The organism is Klebsiella sp. GG_Kp173 (genome assembly GCF_040062415.1).
Classification (GTDB): domain Bacteria; phylum Pseudomonadota; class Gammaproteobacteria; order Enterobacterales; family Enterobacteriaceae; genus Klebsiella; species Klebsiella quasipneumoniae.
This window is the reverse complement of the sequence record NZ_JBEAFZ010000035.1, coordinates 1-17,349: the sequence shown is the minus strand read 5'-3', so window position 1 is coordinate 17,349 and position 17,349 is coordinate 1. Positions and strand designations below refer to the sequence as shown.

The window sequence follows — 17,349 nt, the reverse complement described above, 5'->3', positions numbered from 1 at the left end:
TAAACTCGCTGCCGTTATCTGTCTGAATACGTACCGGCAGGCGCTTGCCCAGCACACGTAATTTGCGGTTTTTTTGATTTCCGGCGAAACTACAGGGTCATCCGCGAGATGCATTCAATCAGTACCTCTCATACAGCCATAAAGCATTGAAGAAATGTCGTTATAATGTTAATTTGTATATGTGGTGAATCCCCCTATGCGGAGGGGCATTGCCAGTCTGAATCATTTTTGCGCTTTGCGAGTCGTCCGTGGGCTGGCGGCGGCTTACCGGGAGGCACCCGGCACCACATTTTTTATTACAAATGAATATAGTTACTCATTAAAATACATGCAAGTGTGATGTATCTACTGTTCTTTTACTTTGGCCATAGATAGTCATAGACAATGAAAGCGATGTTTGCTGATAATAAATCCTGAACTATTTTTTGAATGAGCGTTGATTTTTTGAAAGGTTGCTGTGTACGACTGTAATCTCATGATGATCAGCGCTCATTCAAAAGCATTCCGTTAAATTTGATTAATCTGGATGATTTTTTTAATAAAGTACCTCTTTTTTCAAAACCTCGCTATGACAAATTTATATAACTGTATAATTACTTCGTGAAGGTCGCAAAATGGTGGGCTGCTTCATTTCAGATTTCCGGGATTATCTGCGGCTTTATTTATTCCGCAGACTCTGAGGCTTTTTCCCTTTATGCATAGCGATATACATAATCAATACAGACTCACCGAGGCTGAATGCCGTGCGCTACCTTTGGCGCACGTTGTTTGCGAGGAACCCTGAGAGCGGCTTTAACCATGAGAGACCTGACAGTTTCTTTGGATAGTGAACATGGTGTCGTTCTGAAAGTTTCTCACACGCCAGCGTCTGCCCGAAGTCGGTATAGCGCTACAGATAATATCGAGCGCATACTGTGCAAGACCTTCAGACAGCTGGTTATTGCTGGGTTTTTCACGACGACGGTTAGCCATACCAAGCGGCTAGGTTAGGTATAATGCGACGGAAGACGTCGGCACTGAGTTCATCGGTGATACCCAGGCGATGAGCGGCCATCTGCGTGATCAGATGCCGGTCGACGATGTCCTGAATGATTTTGAGTCGGTTAACCTCATCCAAAGTGCAAAACTCCGCTGCATGAGTCGTCATGAGAATCCTTTGATAGTTAATCTACGTGACGGACATCTCAATTTAGTTACTACAAAACTGTTATTGCAAGCTTAAAATGTCACCTGATTCAGCCAGTTAGAAATGTCACCTTAAGAGATGTGAAGAGAGAGAAGGTGGTTTATGTCAGAGGAAAGCAGGCATGAATAACTTCCATGCCTGTGATGAGAGGCTATACCAAAAAGCTCTTATTCGCCTTTTTTATGGTCGTGTTCCTTCAGCCCGGGATGCTTTGGCTTGTTTTCCGGAGTGACACGCCTTCTTTTATCTTCTTTGCCAGTTGATTCAGCAATCGGCTTTGGGCCAGGTTTAATACCCATAAAAATCTCCTTGAGTGACAAACAGATTCATATTTACGAACTGTGGCAGTAATGCCAAATATGAAATGAGGGTCATGGTTATAAAACCAACTGACGTGTTTTCAGAAGCTTGCACTCCATCACACTGCTAAAGGTAAAAAAGGCTTTGTTGAATAAATAAGATTTCGTGCGAACGACCCTGTAGCTGGCTGGATTTTCAGGCAATACGCACGCTTTCTGGCATCCCAGCCTTTGTCATCCTGTTCAACGCACGCACCATGGCCATAGCTTCCGCTACCTGACCATCGTAGTCACGCAGCGTCAGTGAATCTCCCAACAACTGCTTCATTCTGTACATTGCCGTTTCCGCTATCGAGCGACGGTTATATTCCGTTGTCCATTTCCACCGTGCATTGCTTCCGCTCAGCCTCTGATTAGCAACGGTACGGTTGCGGTCTGCGTACTCACCGGGCCAGTAACCTGCTCCTTTTCGGGGAGGAATAAGCGCGCTGATTTTTTTGCGGCGCAGTTCATCGTGACAGAGCCGGGTGTCGTAAGCCCCGTCTGCCGCGGCTGCCCTGATTTTTCTGTGAGTCTGCCGGATAAGGCCCGGGAAGGCTTCTGAGTCCGTGACGTTATTCAGCGACAGGTCTGCACAGACAACTTCATGTGTGTTGCTGTCAACAGCGAGATGCAACTTTCGCCAGATACGACGGCGCTCTTTGCCGTGCTTTCTGACTTTCCATTCGCCTTCACCAAAGACCTTCAGCCCGGTGGAATCAATCACCAGGTGTGCGATTTCACCCCGGGTGGACGTTTTGAAACTGACATTAACCGACTTTGCCCGCTTACTGACACTGGTGTAATCCGGGCAGCGCAACGGAACGTTCATCAGGGCAAAAATGGAATCAATAAAACCCTGCGCAGCCCGCAGGGTCAGCCGGAATACGCGTTTAATCACCAGAACGGTGGTGATGGCGAGATCAGAATAGCGCTGGGGCCTTCCTCGTGATGAAGGCGTTGCCGACTCATACCAGGCCTGAATCGCCTCATCATCCAGCCAGAAAGTGAGGGAGCCACGGTTGATGAGAGCTTTGTTGTAGGTGGACCAGTTGGTGATTCTGAACTTTTGCTTTGCCACGGAATGGTCTGTGTTGTCGGGAGGATACGTGATCTGATCCTTCAACTCAGCAAAAGTTCGATTTATTCAACAAAGCCATGGTTATTACAACGCATACCGCCCTCATACGACCAATGGTGGTTTATCGCCTTGCTTACATGAAGAAAAATGGAAACAGATTATTCCGGTGTCTTGATTTTGTGATCCACTACATGCGAGATTAGACTCAATCGAGAAATTCCGTCAGGAATCTCCGTAACTGTCGGCTACATTCAACCGGAGCCATGTGAGTTTGTCCTTCAAGAACATGTAGCTTGGCGTCTGGTATACCATTTCGGGCAGCTTCCATCATGCCGTCGCCAAAAAACTGATCCAGTTCCCCTCCGATAATCAATGTCCTTGCTGTGATCGAGGTCAGATCGACTGGCTCAGCCTGCATTATCAATTGAAGATATCGCACAATAACGTCACCGGAGTTCATTTTTTCTGTAAGTTTGTTGCAGTCCACCCAGAGCTTTATCTTCAGTAACAAATTTAGTAGGGGATTGCGGAATATTGCCGCAAAGTCATTGATCAGCTCGTAGTACTGCTCCTGTTGGGCGAACTGGATTTGTCGATTTATCCTGTGTTCGCCGTTCTCGCTGAACTTGTGAGCGCTCGCCACCAGAATCAGCTTCTTAACCCACCCTTCACGCGCTGCCGCAAGCTTTGTCGCCAGCAATCCGCCATAGGATATCCCTATGAGCGAAAACGCCGAGACCTTCATGTCTCTGATGGCGCGCTCATAGTCTGTCACAATCGTTTCAATCGTCGCCTTTGCTTCGGGCTGCTGATCGTAGCCAATTAGGATGAAGCCCTGTGTTGGCGGCAACATACGTGCGACACGCTTTGCGTCCCGGAGCATCCGGTCAAAGCTGTGTTTGCGTACAAAACCTTGCCCACCGTTGATCACGATCACGGGATCAGTTTGATCACCCATGCGAATATAGGGAATTCTTTCGAGCAAAAAGCCGGTCTTAAATTTGGTCATGATCATCCTCAGCAGCAATAGCTGCTTTCACCAGTACATTGGCTGTTGGGTTATTTATCAGCGTTCTGCCGGGCAATAGCTTGCGCTAGAGGTGGCATCGTCAGCTCTATCCGGATGCAAACACGGCCATCCCGTGTTCTCGATACCAAACCGGCATCGCAGATCTCGCGGCGCAGCAAGGCGTTATCTCCGAAACTGTGCCACGCTTTCATAAGTGCGTCCACCTCGGCTTCCGTCAGTTTCGTCCGGCCGGCAAGCGAGACCAAAGCACCCATAGAACCGATATCTGATCCGAACGTTTGCTTGGAAAGCGCGTAAGAACACCATCCTTATCAAAGCATCGGGTCACACGCTCCACGCTCGCTCGTCAATAATAGGGTGTTTTTCTTCCTTTACGGGGTTTGAGGGCCAATGTAACGAAAACGTACGCTAAGAAGCTAATTCATTGTTTAAATTTAAGTTTAACGTTCTCAGTTCTCCCTTCAAAACATCCTCCGGTAGCGTGAACGTATAATGCCCCAGCATATTGATATGCCCGTGCATCAGTGGGGATATCTAGGCTGGTCGCTGCTTATGGATGAGCGTCTTTAGTAGAAGTTCCGCAGATCTCCCCAGTGCGAACCTCGCACGTCACTCTGTGACGCATTTGGTCAGTTAACGCTTGTTCTGGATAATGGCATTCCTGGATTCAATGTCGTGCCTGTAGTTTGCAGGTACGGTGTTAATCAATGGCCGTGAACACATCTGTGATGCCAGCTGGTCACCCGGACGAGCGGCGTGTTAATGTCCTGAACATCGAGGCCAAGGGCTTTCTTTATTCTGGTTTAAGTATGTCTAAGTCTCTTAAAAGTGATGTTAGTGAACTTACTGGTCCGCTATGACTTATGCCCGAGCGAGTTATATCCCAAGGCATGGCATCATCAGTGCAGTAATCTCCAGCACATTGCATATCAAAATGTTTATCTAACAAACCAATAGGTACCCAGACATAAGGTAAATCTCGCAACAAATTGGGTACGGTAGAACCACATGTCGAGCAAAAATCCGTACGGTAACCAGTTGATTTACACCATGAGAAAATGCCGCTATCTCCTTGGGTCCAGAAGAAATCATTGGCATTTATAATAGTCGCGAGATTATAACCAACCCCGCTTTGCTTCCTGCAAAGCGAGCAATGGCAACGATAAAACTTTGATGGAATTACCGATATTTCAAATGCGATTTTTCCACATAAACATGAACCTTTCATTTAAATCCACTCTGACCTTTTTGTTACTACCTTTGATGGATAGGGTGACTGATGTGATTGGCGTCATCCGGCTGGAGGGAGCCGGATGACGGGATACTTTAGTTATTATTTTTGATTCAAATTTACGACAGCTTCACGCAAATAAGCCAGTAGTGGTGGTGTAAGCCAGGTGCCTTCGCTCAGCGTGGGTTCCTGCTCCATTGCCTGGCGGATTTTCATCTGCGTGGCTGGATTTTCACCGGCGTAAGAACGGAACAGCGCCAGCCAGTCGGCGGCCACTTGGCGGGCATGTGCGCTGTCCGGTGCGATGCCGTCGTTGAGGGCTGATTGGAGGCGAGCGATCAGCGCCGGCCACTCCTGCATGCGGTCGAAATAGTGTTTGCGGACATAGGCATACTCTTCTTCGGACAGATATTTCTGATAAATTGTCAGCTTGGTTTCAGCAAATGCACGGGTGATATAGTCGGTCATGGCCGGCGTGATACCGATCTGTTCACGCATTGACGGCTCATCGGCGTGCATGGCGTTCAGACGCGTGAGAAACGCCGGATTGCCGGCAGTGTCGCGCTCCAGAGTTAGCATCCAGCGGCGCGCGATGCGCTGCGCCTGCGGATCCTCCGCCGGCGTGCCGTTTGCCATCAGTTCATGCACCTGCTGTACCATTGCCGCCCATTCTTGCTGGCGTTGCGTATCGGCCTGATAAAACGGCAGCTGCGCCAGTTCATCAGCAGTGAAATATTTATCATACATAGTCATTAACTCCAACGTTGTCAGCCAGTCGTTCAGTTCCGGATCATCGCCCGCCGTCAATTGCAGCTGCATCGTCTGCAGGCGAGCGCGCAGCGCGGTGATTTGCGCCAGTTGCTGGTTCAGCATGGCAATCTGCCGCTCAAGCACCGTTGGCAGCGCCAGATCCGAACGTTCCAGAATCGCCCCGACCTCGGCCAGCGTCATTCCCATGCGGCGTAGCGCCTGGATATGATGCAGACGGGCGATATCGGCCCGGTTATACAACCGGTAGCCGGAGTCGGAGCGCGCAGAAGGGATCAGCAAACCAATATTGTCGTAGTAGTGTAGTGTGCGAACGGTAATACCGGAACGGCCTGCCAGTTCGCCGACTTTCAGTAACATAGTATGTTCCCCCTTTGTGCGAGCAGAGAGACTAAAACCTGACGCGGCGTGAGGGTCAAGCGGGGAAATGTTTTTTTATCGTGGGAAACGAGAAAGACTGGTTTGCAGGGGTTCAATAAAGAGTTTTTAATTGAGAGGGCGAGGCGCTGACCTGTTTCCCGCAGTCTGCAAAGTAGATCTAGGGGTCAGTTTGGATATCGAAAATTATTGTACGTTAAGGTTGTTTTTTGACCTTCCGACTTTAGCTGGCCTCAGCCGCCGAAACTTACCTGAAGCCGGTATCCGGTTGCTTTTCCAGATATAATCGCCTGTCAGATTGATGTGTTCCCAGCCTAGCGGGGACAAATGCGATAGCAGTTGCTCGTTGATCTTCACCCCTTTACGCTTCAGGACATCGACCGCTCTTTCCATATAAACGGTATTCCACAGCGAGATAGCTGCCGTCAGCAGCGTCAGTCCACTGGCGCGGTAGCTCTGATTTTCCGGTTTACGATCCCTGATTTCACCTAAATAACTGATCCTAATACCGCTACACTTTAGCCAGCCCGTGTTTTCCACCGGGGAATGGGCTGACGGTATCCATAAAGTTATGAACCTTTTTCAACAGTTGCCACATTGAACGGCACTGGTGATTTCGGGTTATTGTCTCATGAAGCGCCTGCCACAACCGTTCGACATGATTGACCCATGGCGAGTAAACCGGCTGATAAATGACCCTGAACTTCTGGTTTGCTTTCAGCCAGCGCAACGTTTCACGGCTTTTGTGGATAATGTAGTTATCGACAATGAGCGTAATCGTTTTTGCCCGCCGTTATGTCGCCTTAAGATGTTTTAACAGTCTGATAAATAAAGATGAACCTTTACTGTTTCCACCTACGTAGCTGACTTTTCCCGTACCGCTGTGCAGCGCACCGGCAAGATAGTACTTTTCATTCTGGCCCGGTGTGACAACACGTTTTTGCTGCCCGCGTAACTGCCAGTCAGCACCGATTTTCGGGTTGAGATGAATATCCACTTCATCTTCGTAAAACACGGGATTTTCCGCACTGCATTTCGCCAGTGCTTCATGGATAGCGACCATTTTTTCTTCTTTGTGTGGGTCACGGATACGCAGTGTCGGCGCTGCTCTGCGCCATACCAGCCCGGCAGCAGGTAACCATCTCCGGATGGTTGAGGCATGTAGCGGACAACCGGTGACATCACGGATTTTTATCGCCAGCAGTTCGGTACTCCAGCGGGAACGCTGATAACCGAAATCGCCGGGAGAATGCTTCACAAGCTCACGCAGCAATGCGCAAATATGTTCGAACGGCCAGCGCCTGCCACGTCCTGACGGTAATGACTTCAGGCCTTCAGCACCAGACAGAGTGAACCAGTTAATCCAGCGACCAATCGATGAGCGTGCACAGCAGAGTCTTCTGGCCACATGACTGACGCGCTCGCCCCGGTGCAACATCAGCATGGCGGTCAGTCTGCGGGCATAATTTTTATCACGCGTTTTATGGATAGCTTTCTGCATCAGGCGTCGTTCGTCACGGGGAATTGGTGCTATGATCGGCATCGCTCAGTCCGGTTGGTGATTTGGGATATTCAGCGATTGATCAGATCGCACAATTCGGGCTGAGTTCCCTCAAAGTGATCTACTATTCCGAACAGTTATTTAGACGGTGCAGGAATACCGCGCGCCCCAGCGCGTTACGGGCGTCTCCTTTATTTAGTCCCGCCTGGACCCGCCGACGAAGTGCCGGATCACTCTGCTTCAGTGGTGGTAGCTAATCACCACAAACTGTTAGATACAAGCAACCGTGTTAAGTTCCCTAGTGTCGCTGAAATTTTTTATGAACATCCCCCTAAGCGTCAGCAGCAAGCTGCCGCCGCTAAGGCCCCGGAAATCACGCCCTTTACGTCGTAAACGCCGTAAAGCCCGCTCACCGGGGTTAAAAGGGATTACTTTTACTTCTTCATTGCTGTGAGCGGGTTAAGGCTAATCAGGGCAGGGGGTAGGGTGGCAGAGTTTATAGCCAGGTAACCGGCTACGCCGGGCTTTCGGCGCCATTTCACTCCACAGACACATGTAACCTCATCTGGCGCCTCCATGCCGCTAACGCGGCATCCGAAAGTTTCCCGTCCGCTTTGTGCCATGAGCGGACGTTCAGATGACCGGGCATTCCCGGTCATCTCTTCTCAGTACACTGCGTTTATTTTGACGTCAGAAATTCATATTTTTATGCCCATGCTTCTGATATTTCTGATGAACTGGTAACAAACGCGTGTTGAGGTAGAATTTTTTCAAGTAAAAACATATTGGTGTCATGATCTGGATCGGCGCAGCAATCACTCACAACGATAAGGCGGTAATCCAGGTCAAAAGCTTGCCCGACTGTAGAAAGCACCACACCACTGGTAGTCACACCGGTAAGAATCAGGTTTTCAATGCCTTGAGCACGTAGGATCATATCAAGTTCGGTAAACGAGAAAGCTCCGACTCTGCGCTTAACGATGACGACCTCATTTTTTGTCGGAGCGACATCAGCATGAATAGCCGTGTTCTCGTTGTCAGCCATAAAAATTCCATTCTCTTTAATCGAAGAGAAGATCGTGTTGTTTTTACTGACCTCTGGATACCCCTTGCGGAATCCGACACTGACATAAATGACCGGTATGCCTGCCGTGCGTGCAGCGGCTATCAGTGATGCGGTATTGCTGATAATGATTCCAGCGCTTTCTTGCGGGAGGAAATTGTTAAGAATGATCGTCTGAACATCCATCACCAGAAGAGCGCTGTTTTTACTGATGTTACTGAGTTGATTTGACATAAAATTTCCGAAGATTGCAGATGACGGGTAATGAAGTCAGTCAGCGCGTTGCTGACTGGCGATGTATTTTAAAGTTCCAGGCAGCTCCGGTTAGCAGGATGCAGCTGGTTGCCAGAAATACGGCTCGCATACCGACATGCCCGCCGACAAAGCCGCCAATCAGTGGTCCGATGAACTGACCTGCGAACTGCGCTGCGACGGAATAGCCAAGAATGCTGCCCACCATACTTTCTGGTACGCGGTGGCGTATCACTGCTGCAATACAAGGCAATAAGCCGCCGAGCGCCAGTCCCATCAGGAAACGCAGGGCAATCAGTTGCCACCCGGAGGTGACAAATGCCTGAGGGTTCAGCAATACACCGGCCGCAGTCAGCGCCAGCGTGATAATGCGTAAATGTCCTATCCTGTCTGCCACTTTTCCAAGCCATGAGGCGGAAATAATGCTCCCCAGAGCCGCTGCTGCCATCACATATCCCGCAACTTTTGTTATCTGAGAAGCCTCACTGACGAGAGTGCGCACGTAGACCGTGATAATGGGCTCTATCGACATATTGGCCAGCATCAGCAGCAGACCGGTGCAAAGCATGCAGATAACCACAGTACGGGCATGCAACTGGGACCAGCTCACTCCCGTTTTTGCCACTGTATCCTCAGGCTTTTGCACCTTTTCGCGAATGAGGGTGAGGGTCATGATAAAGGACAGAAATATCAGCGCACCTGCACAGAAAAACGTAGTTCGAATACCGATCAGGCCAGGAAGCCATCCTCCCGCAAGTGGACCGACAAGATTTCCAGCCATTACACCGGATGAAACAATCCCCAGCGCCCAGGCTGCACGGTCTCTGGGAGCCTGGACTGCGATAAGAATTGTTGCGCCGGATGAGTAGCCTCCCGCCAGGCCAACTAGCAACCTTAGTCCGACAAGTTGCCATATATTTGTCACCAGCCCCATAAGCGAAACAGTAACCGCCATGCCAAGACTGGCTCTTACTAGCATTGACTTGCGTCCATATCTGTCACCGAGTTTCCCCCAAACGGGGGCGATCAACCCGGCAGTGATAAACGTTGCGCTGAATGCTACACCAGACCATTGAACGACCGCGGCATGCCCGCCAACCGCCCGCATTATGGGCGTTGGCCTCAACACGATTTTACGACACTTAAAAAACTCAGGCCGCAGTCGGTAACCTCGCGCATACAGCCGGGCAGTGACGTCATCGTCTGCGCGGAAATGGACGAACAGTGGGGCTATGTCGGGGCTAAATCGCGCCAGCGCTGGTTGTTTTACGCGTATGACAGGATACGGAGGACGGTTGTGGCGCACGTATTCGGCGAACGCACGTTGGCCACGCTGGAGTGCTGTCGGCCTTTGAGGTCGTGGTATGGATGACGGATGGCTGGCTGCTGTATGAATCACGCCTGAAGGGAAAGCTGCACGTTATCAGCAAGCGTTACACTCAGCGCATTGAGCGACATAACCTGAATCTGAGACAACATCTGGCAAGGCTGGGACGGAAGTCACTGTCGTTCTCAAAATCGGTGGAGCTGCATGACAAAGTCATCGGGCATTATCTGAACATAAAACACTATCAATAAGTTGGAGTCATCACCAGCGAGACACACAAAAAAAGCCTGTCTAAAAGACAGGCAAAAGATAGCTACTCTTTGATTTCTCTGAGGTTGATGGTGCTGGGTGCCTCCCGGTGAACCGAAGTGTAACCTGCTCCGGTCCGCATTCTGTCCGCCCCGCAATGCATGTCCATTACCGGGTTACAATGCCCCTCCGCTCAGGGGGATTCACCATCGAAAAAAAATAACATTTCGATAACGATGCATCATTACCAATATGTGTGTTTATAAAAGCGCAACACTTGCTCAGGGCTCAAATGACGGAGAGGCGTTCTTAAGATGCTACAAAAGTATGACGATGAAACAGGTGGGTGCTGTTTCAAACTTGCCACCAAATAATATAAATATATTTATACCAGATGGTATTTTGATTATTTTATTTATCCTTATTAATGAATCAGACTGCACTCCTTACATGTTTCAGGAGGCAGTCATGCCATTCGTAATTTATGTTTTCACTATCAGCGCTTTTGCGCTGGGGCTCGCCGAGTTTGTCCCGATCGGGCTGACCGATATTATGGCCCGTGGTCTGGGGGTGGAAGTTGAACAATCCGGAGCCGCGGTGACAACCTATGCGCTGGGGGCGACGTTCTCGGCGCCGGTATTGTCGGCACTGACGGCTGGCTGGAGCAGGAAAACGGTAATGCTGGCAACGTCAGTCATTTTTACGCTGGGCAGTCTGGCAGCTGCGTTTGCCTTCACCTTGCCTCAGTTACTGACTGCGCGCTTTATTGCCGGATTAGGTCACGGGTTATTTCTTGCTGTCGCATCCAGTACGGCGGCCCGTCTGGCAGGGCCTGGTAACGCTGGTCGCGCGGTTGCAGTAGTCTTTGGCGGTTTTACCCTGGCTATGGCTATTGGCGTTCCGCTGAGCACATGGCTCGCAGGTGTGGTTTCATGGCGGCTGGTACTCGGTGCTATCGCTGTATTTGGGGCGCTGGGTTTTATCGGGCTCTTTGTTGGTATGAAAGATCCGGTACGCAGCATGCCCGGAGAACACATCGGTTCAGCTGCAAAAAACATCGGCCTGTTGTTGAATCGTAAGCTGCTCTCCGGTGCGCTGGTTACAGTGCTGGCATACGCCGGTTCATTTACTGCATTCACCTTTATCGCCCCATTGCTTACTGAGGTAACCGGTATTTCCGGGACGACAATAGGCCTGTTTATGCTGATTTATGGCATCACCGCAGCAGCCGGGAACATACTTGGTGGCAAACTTACCGACAGTATGGGGATTGACCGGGCCAATATCGTCATCATCAGCGGAATTGTGGTTGTCGTACTGGGAATATGGCTGCTTTCCTCTTCACCGGTTAGTATGGGCGTTCTGGTAGCCCTGCTGGGTATGCTGACGTATGCGGCCGTTCCGGCACTTCAGGCAAGACTCATGGATGTTGCTGAAAGGCATGTGCCCCAGGCGCATGGAGTTGCAGCTGGTCTAAATATAGCGGGTTTTAACTCCGGGATTGCTCTGGGCTCCCTGCTGGGTGGGATCACTATCACTCATGCCGGCATGATGTATACCGGTATTAGTGGTGCGATCGTGTGTCTGTTGGGATTGTTGTTACTGCTCTCCCAAAGCAGGCGTGGTACTGTCACACCCTGTCAACAGGATTAAACGACTTCAAAAATCCGGAGCAGCCATAATGAGGATTGTGGGCGCTCCTAAACTATGGGGCGCGTCATAATGAGCCATCTTATCCATTTGCGAACTTTCCTGGAGGCGTACCGTTCTGGCTCCTTTTCGAGGGCTGCCCAGGTGTTGGGTATATCGCAGCCAGCTGCATCCCAGCATATCCAGTCCCTTGAGGTTCTGACCGGAAAAAGGCTTTTTATCAGGGAGGCCCGTGGGGTAAAGGCTACCGAAGCGGCAGATGAGCTTGCCCGTGCAATATCCCCGTATATTGATGGCCTGGCAGAAAAATTGTCTTCCCTTCGCGCTGGCGCTGAGAGCGGGGGGACGGTGAATCTGGCCGGACCGCCTGATTTTATTCATTCCCGGCTTGGTGCAGTTATGGCACCCCTGATGAAAGAAGGATATCGCCTGCGGTTTCATACCGGCAATAAACAGCGCATTTATTCCCTCCTGCAGGAAGGCAGTGTTGATCTGGCTGTAACCGCATCGATGCCGGATGATCGCCTGTACGGTTATGCGCATTTGCTGACAGAACGTATGTTACTGGTTCATTCCCCCCGGCTGACGGAAACGCTGGGAACACAGCCATCGGCTGCCACACTCGCTTCGGTTCCATTGATTGCTTATGACGAAGAACTGCCACTGATCAGGATGGTCTGGACGGCCATGTTTCAGAGGGCACCAGACATGCAGGCATCCTTTACCATTCAGGACTTACGTATTATTCGTGATCTGGTGCGCGACGGTCATGGGTGGAGTGTTCTGCCTGATTATCACTGCCTGGATGACCTGAAAAGCGGGCGACTGGTTTCAGTCACGAAGGCAGAGACTGCCCCGGTAAATCACCTCTATCTTGCCTGGAACAAGAGTAATGCGAATAACAGACGAACGGCATACGTCCGGGATTATATCCTTAACGCCTTTCCGCTCAACTGATGTGTCGGGATGCCCGGTAATGACTCCAACTTACTGATAGTATTTTATGTTCAGATAATGCCCGATGACTTTGTCATGCAGCTCCACCGATTTTGAGAACGACAGTGACTTCCTGCCCAGCCTTGCCAGATGCTGCCTCAGATTCAGGTTATGCCGCTCAATGCGCTGCGTATTTCGCTTGCTGATAACGTGCAGTTCTCCCTTCAGGCGTGATTCATAAAGCGGCCAGCCATCCGTCATCCATACCACGACCTCAAAGGCCGACAGCAGGCCAAGAAGACGCTCCAGCGTGGCCAACGTGCGTTCACCGAATACGTGCGCCACAACCGTCCTCCGTATCCTGTCATACGCGTAAAACAACCAGCGCTGGCGGGATTTAGCGCCGACGTAACCCCACTGTTCGTCCATTTCCGCGCAGACAATGACGTCACTGCCCGGTTGTATGCGCGAGGTTACCGACTGCGGCCTGAGTTTTTTAAGTGTCGTAAAATCGTGTTGAGGCCAACGCCCATAATGCGTGCACTGGCGCGACATCCGACGCCATTCATGGCCATATCAATAATTTTCTGGTGTGTACCGGGCTGAGAGGCGGTGTAAGTGAACTGTAGCTGCCATGTTTTACGGCAGTGAGAGCAGAGATAGCGCTGATGTCCGGCAGTGCTTTTACCGTTACGCACGACGCCTTCGGTAGCTGAACAGGTGGGACAACTGATGGGAATTGAAGCCACGTAAGCACCTCAAAACCACCATCATACACTAAATCAGTAAGTTGGTAGTATTACCCATAGTGTGGATTTTATAATTCCAAAATTAACACCAATCAGATATGTCGTTGGGATAGCCTGACGTGTTTTTAGTTAATGTAGGTTTGTGAAAATGGAATGCAGGTCGACAGGGATAAATGCAGGCTCATTTGCAGGTATTGTGGGTTTGAGAGCTGCGCTGGTTGCAGCTAATGTGGGCTGATAATCAGCGGTAAATGCAGGTCGTACCTATTTCAAATGCAGGTCGCTACACCTATAGACATGATCAGCGCAAGCACGTCTCAGATGTCCAAACGGTACGGATTTATATATGTTGACCAGGATGATATGGGGAACGGAACACTAAAACGCTCCCGTAAGAAAAGCTTCCACTGGTATAAAAAAGTCATCGCCACGAACGGAAAAGACCTCAGTAGTTAACACAGCACACCCCTGGCAGCACTGTGCTGTCAGGGCGTCTCATAATTCCGCGCGGATACCTCCCGGCCCTACTGTGCATTATTCCCGGGTACGGTCTTTCACCCAACGGCGGTATAATGCCGGATTCATGCCTGTCATCCGGCTGAAGACCCTCCTGAAACTGCCTTCATCCGCGTAACCTGCATCAGCTGCGATCTGCTTTATGGTTTTAGCAGATGTTTCAAGTGCCAGCCTTGCCATTTCACACCTGATCCTGTCGATAAACTGTTTCGGTGACTCGCCTGTTTCCGCCTTTATACGCCTGTGAAAGGTTCGCTCCGAAATGGCAAGGCGCCGGCACAGTTCTCTTGTGGTAAGCAGCGTTGATGCTTCCTGCCTTATAAAAAATTCTGCACCGGGCAGAATACTGTCCGGCCGGCTGAGGTGCGCGGTGGGCATATAAACAGCCCTTGCGGGAGGCGTTGTATCCACTACAGCAAATTCTGCTGCAATGCGCGCAGCCTCCGTCCCCTCAAGCTGACGCACAACGTGTAAGGCCACATCAATCCATGAAAGCGGCCCGCCAGCCGTAACTATACGGTTATCCTCAGTCAGAGCATTGCCCCAGATGGCGTTTGCCCGGGGGTAACGGCGCTTGAGCTCATCGTACAGCCACCAGGTTGTCGTACATTTTCTGCCGTTGAGCAGCCCCGCCTCGCCCAGCATAAACACTCCGCTGCACGAGCCACAAGCCAGGGCGCCATGCACGTACTGTTGCCGTATCCATGACGCTATGCTGCCCAGTTTACCGAGCTGTGGCGGCGTGTTTGATGCATCGGGTACAAACCCGGGGATCAGAACCGCATCGCATGATTTGATATCTGCCAGTGCCGCATCGGCGGTCAGTAACCGCCCGCTTCCGTCGGTCACAGGCTGCCCGTCCGGACTTGCTGTCATGATATCAAAGGGTGACGGCTCCTTGCGAGCAGCTGATATGGCTCTTCCGGCAAGAGAGAACATATCAGCCAGCCCGGTATAGCCTGAAGCAAGGCATCCCGGGGAAGCAATAATGACTATCTTTTTCATCTCAGTCCTGTAATTGGCCGAAAAAGCCGGTTTAATGGCAGATTCGCCACAGTGCCATGTTGCCTAACCCTGATACAATAATTCTCGTAAGAAAGCCATGATTATTACAACAGGAGAAAGAAACAATGAGTACAACAGCAGGACTGATTTCATTTAAAGCGAGAGAAGGAAAAGGCGCTGAAGTAGCAGAGCGCATAGCCGCTGCTTTGCCTCATGTTAATGCAGAAGAGGGCACCACTCACTGGCTGGTGATCCGCTCAGAAACGAGTCCTGAAACGGTTTTCCTTGTAGATCTGTTCAGTAGTACAGACTCAAGGGAACTCCATATGTCCGGTGAAGCAGCTAAACAAATATTCGCTACCGTACCCGCTCTGCTGGCAGAAGAGCCACACATTCATCCTGCGGTTTTGATTGCGGCAAAAGGTATTTAATTCGGTACGTTGGCCTGACCCCACGCCTGTAGACAAATCCTGTCCTCACGACGAGGCCTGTTCGAAGGCCTCCCGACTGACGCCGCCGAGATGACTGTGGCGCCGGGCCCGGTTGTAGAACACTTCAATGTAATCGAAGATATCTGACGGACGGCTTCTTCCTTAAATTCAGGTGTAAATCGTGGTGTGCCCATACGCTCCTCCTATACTCAAACTATAGGGCAGGAGCGTCTACCGGGGCGGGGTCAGTCCAGTCAATCGACGACACCATTTCGATAGTCGGCTCCTATCTCCGTTAACTCTGCCAGGCAGATGTCTGATGGGGTCTTAAACTGTAATGAAAGGAAATGACATATAAAATCACGTGCAGCTGTTGCATCTGGACCTGGTAAGCCGCTTGAGATCGTTGAGATTGATGTGGAACCACCTCGTAAACGTGAAGTTCTGGTAAAAATAACCCACACCGGTGTCTGTCATACCGATGCATTTACCTTGTCTGGTGACGATCCGGAAGGTGTCTTCCCGGCGGTTCTGGGGCACGAAGGTGCCGGCGTTATTGTGGAAGTGGGTGAAGGCGTCACTAGCGTTAAACCTGGCGACCATGTTATTCCGCTTTACACCGCAGAATGTGGCGAATGTCTGTTCTGTAAATCCGGCAAAACTAACCTGTGTATCTCTGTTCGTGCTACGCAGGGTAAAGGACTCATGTCTGATGGCACCACCCGTTTCTCTTACAAAGGTCAGCCGCTTTTCCACTATATGGGCTGCTCCACCTTCAGTGAATATACCGTTGTCGCTGAAGTGTCTTTAGCCAAAATCAATCCGCAGGCGAATCATGAGCATGTGTGTCTTCTGGGTTGCGGTGTTACGACAGGTATCGGCGCAGTACACAATACCGCCAAAGTACAGCCAGGTGACTCGGTCGCTATTTTTGGCTTGGGCGGCATTGGCCTTGCAGCGGTGCAGGGTGCACGTCAGGCAAAAGCGGGGCGTATTTTTGCCATCGCTACCAACCCTGAGAAATTTGAACTGGCCCGCTCATTCGGGGCAACAGACTGCATTAACCCGAAAGACTATGACAAACCTATCCAGGACGTTCTCATTGAGCTGACTGGCTGGGGTGTTGACCACACGTTTGAGTGTATCGGCAATGTAAACGTCATGCGTTCTGCGCTTGAATCCGCGCACCGCGGCTGGGGTCAGTCAGTTATTATTGGTGTCGCAGGCGCCGGTAAAGAGATCTCCACGCGCCCGTTCCAGCTGGTCACCTGTCGTGTATGGAAGGGCTCTGCTTTTGGTGGTGTTAAAGGCCGACCCTGCTTCCTGGCATGGTAGAAGACGCCATGAAAGGTGAGATCGATCTGGCGCCTTTCGTGACCCATACCATGGGTCTGGATGACATCAATGAAGCCTTCGACCTGATGCACGAAGGTAGATCTATTCGTACGGTGATCCACTACTGATCACCGGATCCCTGACGTACTTCCGGGGAGCACTGGCGTGGTGGTTCTGGAAGATTATTCATCTGTATTTTTTAATTGGTACCCGGTAATGACTCCAACTTACTGATAGTGTTTTATGTTCAGATAATGCCCGATGACCCTGTCATGCAGCTCCACCGATTTTGAGAACGACAGTGACTTCCGTCCCAGCCTTGC

The 17,349-nt window shown here is 50.6% G+C and carries 11 protein-coding genes and 9 pseudogenes; 6 read left to right on the top strand and 14 right to left on the bottom strand.

Annotated elements, in window-relative coordinates; translation table 11 throughout:
- Positions 1-749: 749 nt before the first annotated feature.
- The 10 genes and pseudogenes from ABLU50_RS15245 to ABLU50_RS15200 all read right to left on the bottom strand — a co-directional run.
- Positions 750-1,147: pseudogene (locus ABLU50_RS15245) on the bottom strand (ISNCY family transposase); the annotation flags it as partial.
- A 206-nt stretch (positions 1,148-1,353) separates the two neighbouring features.
- Positions 1,354-1,485, bottom strand: coding sequence for a hypothetical protein (locus ABLU50_RS15240; RefSeq protein ID WP_004218042.1), 132 nt, complete (start codon positions 1,483-1,485; stop codon positions 1,354-1,356).
- Positions 1,486-1,681: 196 nt separating this feature from the next.
- Positions 1,682-2,650, bottom strand: coding sequence for an IS5 family transposase (locus ABLU50_RS15235; protein ID WP_348864827.1), 969 nt, complete (start codon positions 2,648-2,650; stop codon positions 1,682-1,684).
- A gap of 160 nt (positions 2,651-2,810) precedes the next feature.
- Positions 2,811-3,614, bottom strand: coding sequence for an alpha/beta hydrolase (locus ABLU50_RS15230; protein ID WP_023328897.1), 804 nt, complete (start codon positions 3,612-3,614; stop codon positions 2,811-2,813).
- Between the two features lie 814 nt (positions 3,615-4,428).
- Complete coding sequence (locus ABLU50_RS15225; protein WP_071785911.1) at positions 4,429-4,863, bottom strand: GFA family protein; 435 nt, start codon at positions 4,861-4,863, stop codon at positions 4,429-4,431.
- 105 nt (positions 4,864-4,968) lie between these two features.
- A complete protein-coding gene (locus ABLU50_RS15220) occupies positions 4,969-5,994 on the bottom strand; it encodes a MerR family transcriptional regulator (RefSeq protein ID WP_023328896.1) in 1,026 nt (341 codons plus the stop codon).
- 204 nt (positions 5,995-6,198) lie between these two features.
- Positions 6,199-6,504, bottom strand: a pseudogene (locus ABLU50_RS15215) (Tn3 family transposase); the annotation flags it as partial.
- Positions 6,505-6,523: 19 nt separating this feature from the next.
- A pseudogene (locus ABLU50_RS15210) lies at positions 6,524-7,555 on the bottom strand (IS630-like element ISSpu2 family transposase).
- A 648-nt stretch (positions 7,556-8,203) separates the two neighbouring features.
- A pseudogene (locus ABLU50_RS15205) lies at positions 8,204-8,762 on the bottom strand (isochorismatase family cysteine hydrolase).
- Positions 8,763-8,850: 88 nt separating this feature from the next.
- Positions 8,851-9,921, bottom strand: a pseudogene (locus tag ABLU50_RS15200) (MFS transporter); the annotation flags it as partial.
- A 4-nt stretch (positions 9,922-9,925) separates the two neighbouring features.
- Here ABLU50_RS15200 and ABLU50_RS15195 point away from each other — a divergent pair.
- The 3 genes and pseudogenes from ABLU50_RS15195 to ABLU50_RS15185 form a co-directional block, all read left to right on the top strand.
- A pseudogene (locus tag ABLU50_RS15195) lies at positions 9,926-10,406 on the top strand (IS1 family transposase); the annotation flags it as partial.
- A gap of 466 nt (positions 10,407-10,872) precedes the next feature.
- The gene (locus ABLU50_RS15190) at positions 10,873-12,057 is read left to right on the top strand and encodes an MFS transporter (RefSeq protein WP_080465966.1); all 1,185 of its coding nucleotides are present in this window, start codon (positions 10,873-10,875) and stop codon (positions 12,055-12,057) included.
- A gap of 69 nt (positions 12,058-12,126) precedes the next feature.
- On the top strand, positions 12,127-13,011 hold the full coding sequence (locus ABLU50_RS15185; protein ID WP_032431001.1) for a LysR family transcriptional regulator: 885 nt from the start codon (positions 12,127-12,129) through the stop codon (positions 13,009-13,011).
- A gap of 30 nt (positions 13,012-13,041) precedes the next feature.
- On the opposite strand, the gene ABLU50_RS15180 is transcribed toward ABLU50_RS15185, so the two are convergent.
- Positions 13,042-13,739, bottom strand: a protein-coding gene (locus ABLU50_RS15180) for an IS1 family transposase (RefSeq protein WP_259678864.1) whose coding sequence is annotated in 2 segments (ribosomal slippage) — positions 13,042-13,490 and positions 13,490-13,739 — 699 coding nt in all. Because the reading frame shifts where the segments join, the coding sequence is not laid out codon by codon here.
- Between the two features lie 291 nt (positions 13,740-14,030).
- On the opposite strand from ABLU50_RS15180, the pseudogene ABLU50_RS15175 reads away from it, so the two are divergent.
- Positions 14,031-14,195 (top strand): annotated as a pseudogene (locus ABLU50_RS15175) (family 1 glycosylhydrolase); the annotation flags it as partial.
- A 78-nt stretch (positions 14,196-14,273) separates the two neighbouring features.
- Here ABLU50_RS15175 and ABLU50_RS15170 read toward each other — a convergent pair.
- The gene (locus ABLU50_RS15170; protein ID WP_023328887.1) at positions 14,274-15,260 is read right to left on the bottom strand and encodes a helix-turn-helix domain-containing protein; all 987 of its coding nucleotides are present in this window, start codon (positions 15,258-15,260) and stop codon (positions 14,274-14,276) included.
- A gap of 125 nt (positions 15,261-15,385) precedes the next feature.
- Between ABLU50_RS15170 and ABLU50_RS15165 the strand changes: the two genes are divergently transcribed.
- Complete coding sequence (locus tag ABLU50_RS15165) at positions 15,386-15,691, top strand: antibiotic biosynthesis monooxygenase (protein ID WP_023328886.1); 306 nt, start codon at positions 15,386-15,388, stop codon at positions 15,689-15,691.
- Between the two features lie 45 nt (positions 15,692-15,736).
- On the opposite strand, the pseudogene ABLU50_RS15160 reads toward ABLU50_RS15165, so the two are convergent.
- Positions 15,737-15,838, bottom strand: a pseudogene (locus ABLU50_RS15160) (IS3 family transposase); the annotation flags it as partial.
- A 207-nt stretch (positions 15,839-16,045) separates the two neighbouring features.
- Here ABLU50_RS15160 and ABLU50_RS15155 point away from each other — a divergent pair.
- Positions 16,046-17,154: pseudogene (locus tag ABLU50_RS15155) on the top strand (S-(hydroxymethyl)glutathione dehydrogenase/class III alcohol dehydrogenase).
- A gap of 99 nt (positions 17,155-17,253) precedes the next feature.
- Here ABLU50_RS15155 and ABLU50_RS15150 read toward each other — a convergent pair.
- On the bottom strand, positions 17,254-17,349 hold a 96-nt coding region (locus ABLU50_RS15150; protein ID WP_348864829.1), incomplete at its 5' end, for an IS1 family transposase.

Bases quoted from the DNA above. Each gene is read 5' to 3' on its own strand.
- ABLU50_RS15240 (WP_004218042.1), bottom strand. From the start codon at position 1,485: ATGGGTATTAAACCTGGCCCAAAGCCGATTGCTGAATCAACTGGCAAA.
- ABLU50_RS15230 (WP_023328897.1), bottom strand. From the start codon at position 3,614: ATGACCAAATTTAAGACCGGCTTTTTGCTCGAAAGAATTCCCTATATT.
- ABLU50_RS15225 (WP_071785911.1), bottom strand. From the start codon at position 4,863: ATGAAAGGTTCATGTTTATGTGGAAAAATCGCATTTGAAATATCGGTA.
- ABLU50_RS15220 (WP_023328896.1), bottom strand. From the start codon at position 5,994: ATGTTACTGAAAGTCGGCGAACTGGCAGGCCGTTCCGGTATTACCGTT.
- ABLU50_RS15190 (WP_080465966.1), top strand. From the start codon at position 10,873: ATGCCATTCGTAATTTATGTTTTCACTATCAGCGCTTTTGCGCTGGGG.
- ABLU50_RS15185 (WP_032431001.1), top strand. From the start codon at position 12,127: ATGAGCCATCTTATCCATTTGCGAACTTTCCTGGAGGCGTACCGTTCT.
- ABLU50_RS15170 (WP_023328887.1), bottom strand. From the start codon at position 15,260: ATGAAAAAGATAGTCATTATTGCTTCCCCGGGATGCCTTGCTTCAGGC.
- ABLU50_RS15165 (WP_023328886.1), top strand. From the start codon at position 15,386: ATGAGTACAACAGCAGGACTGATTTCATTTAAAGCGAGAGAAGGAAAA.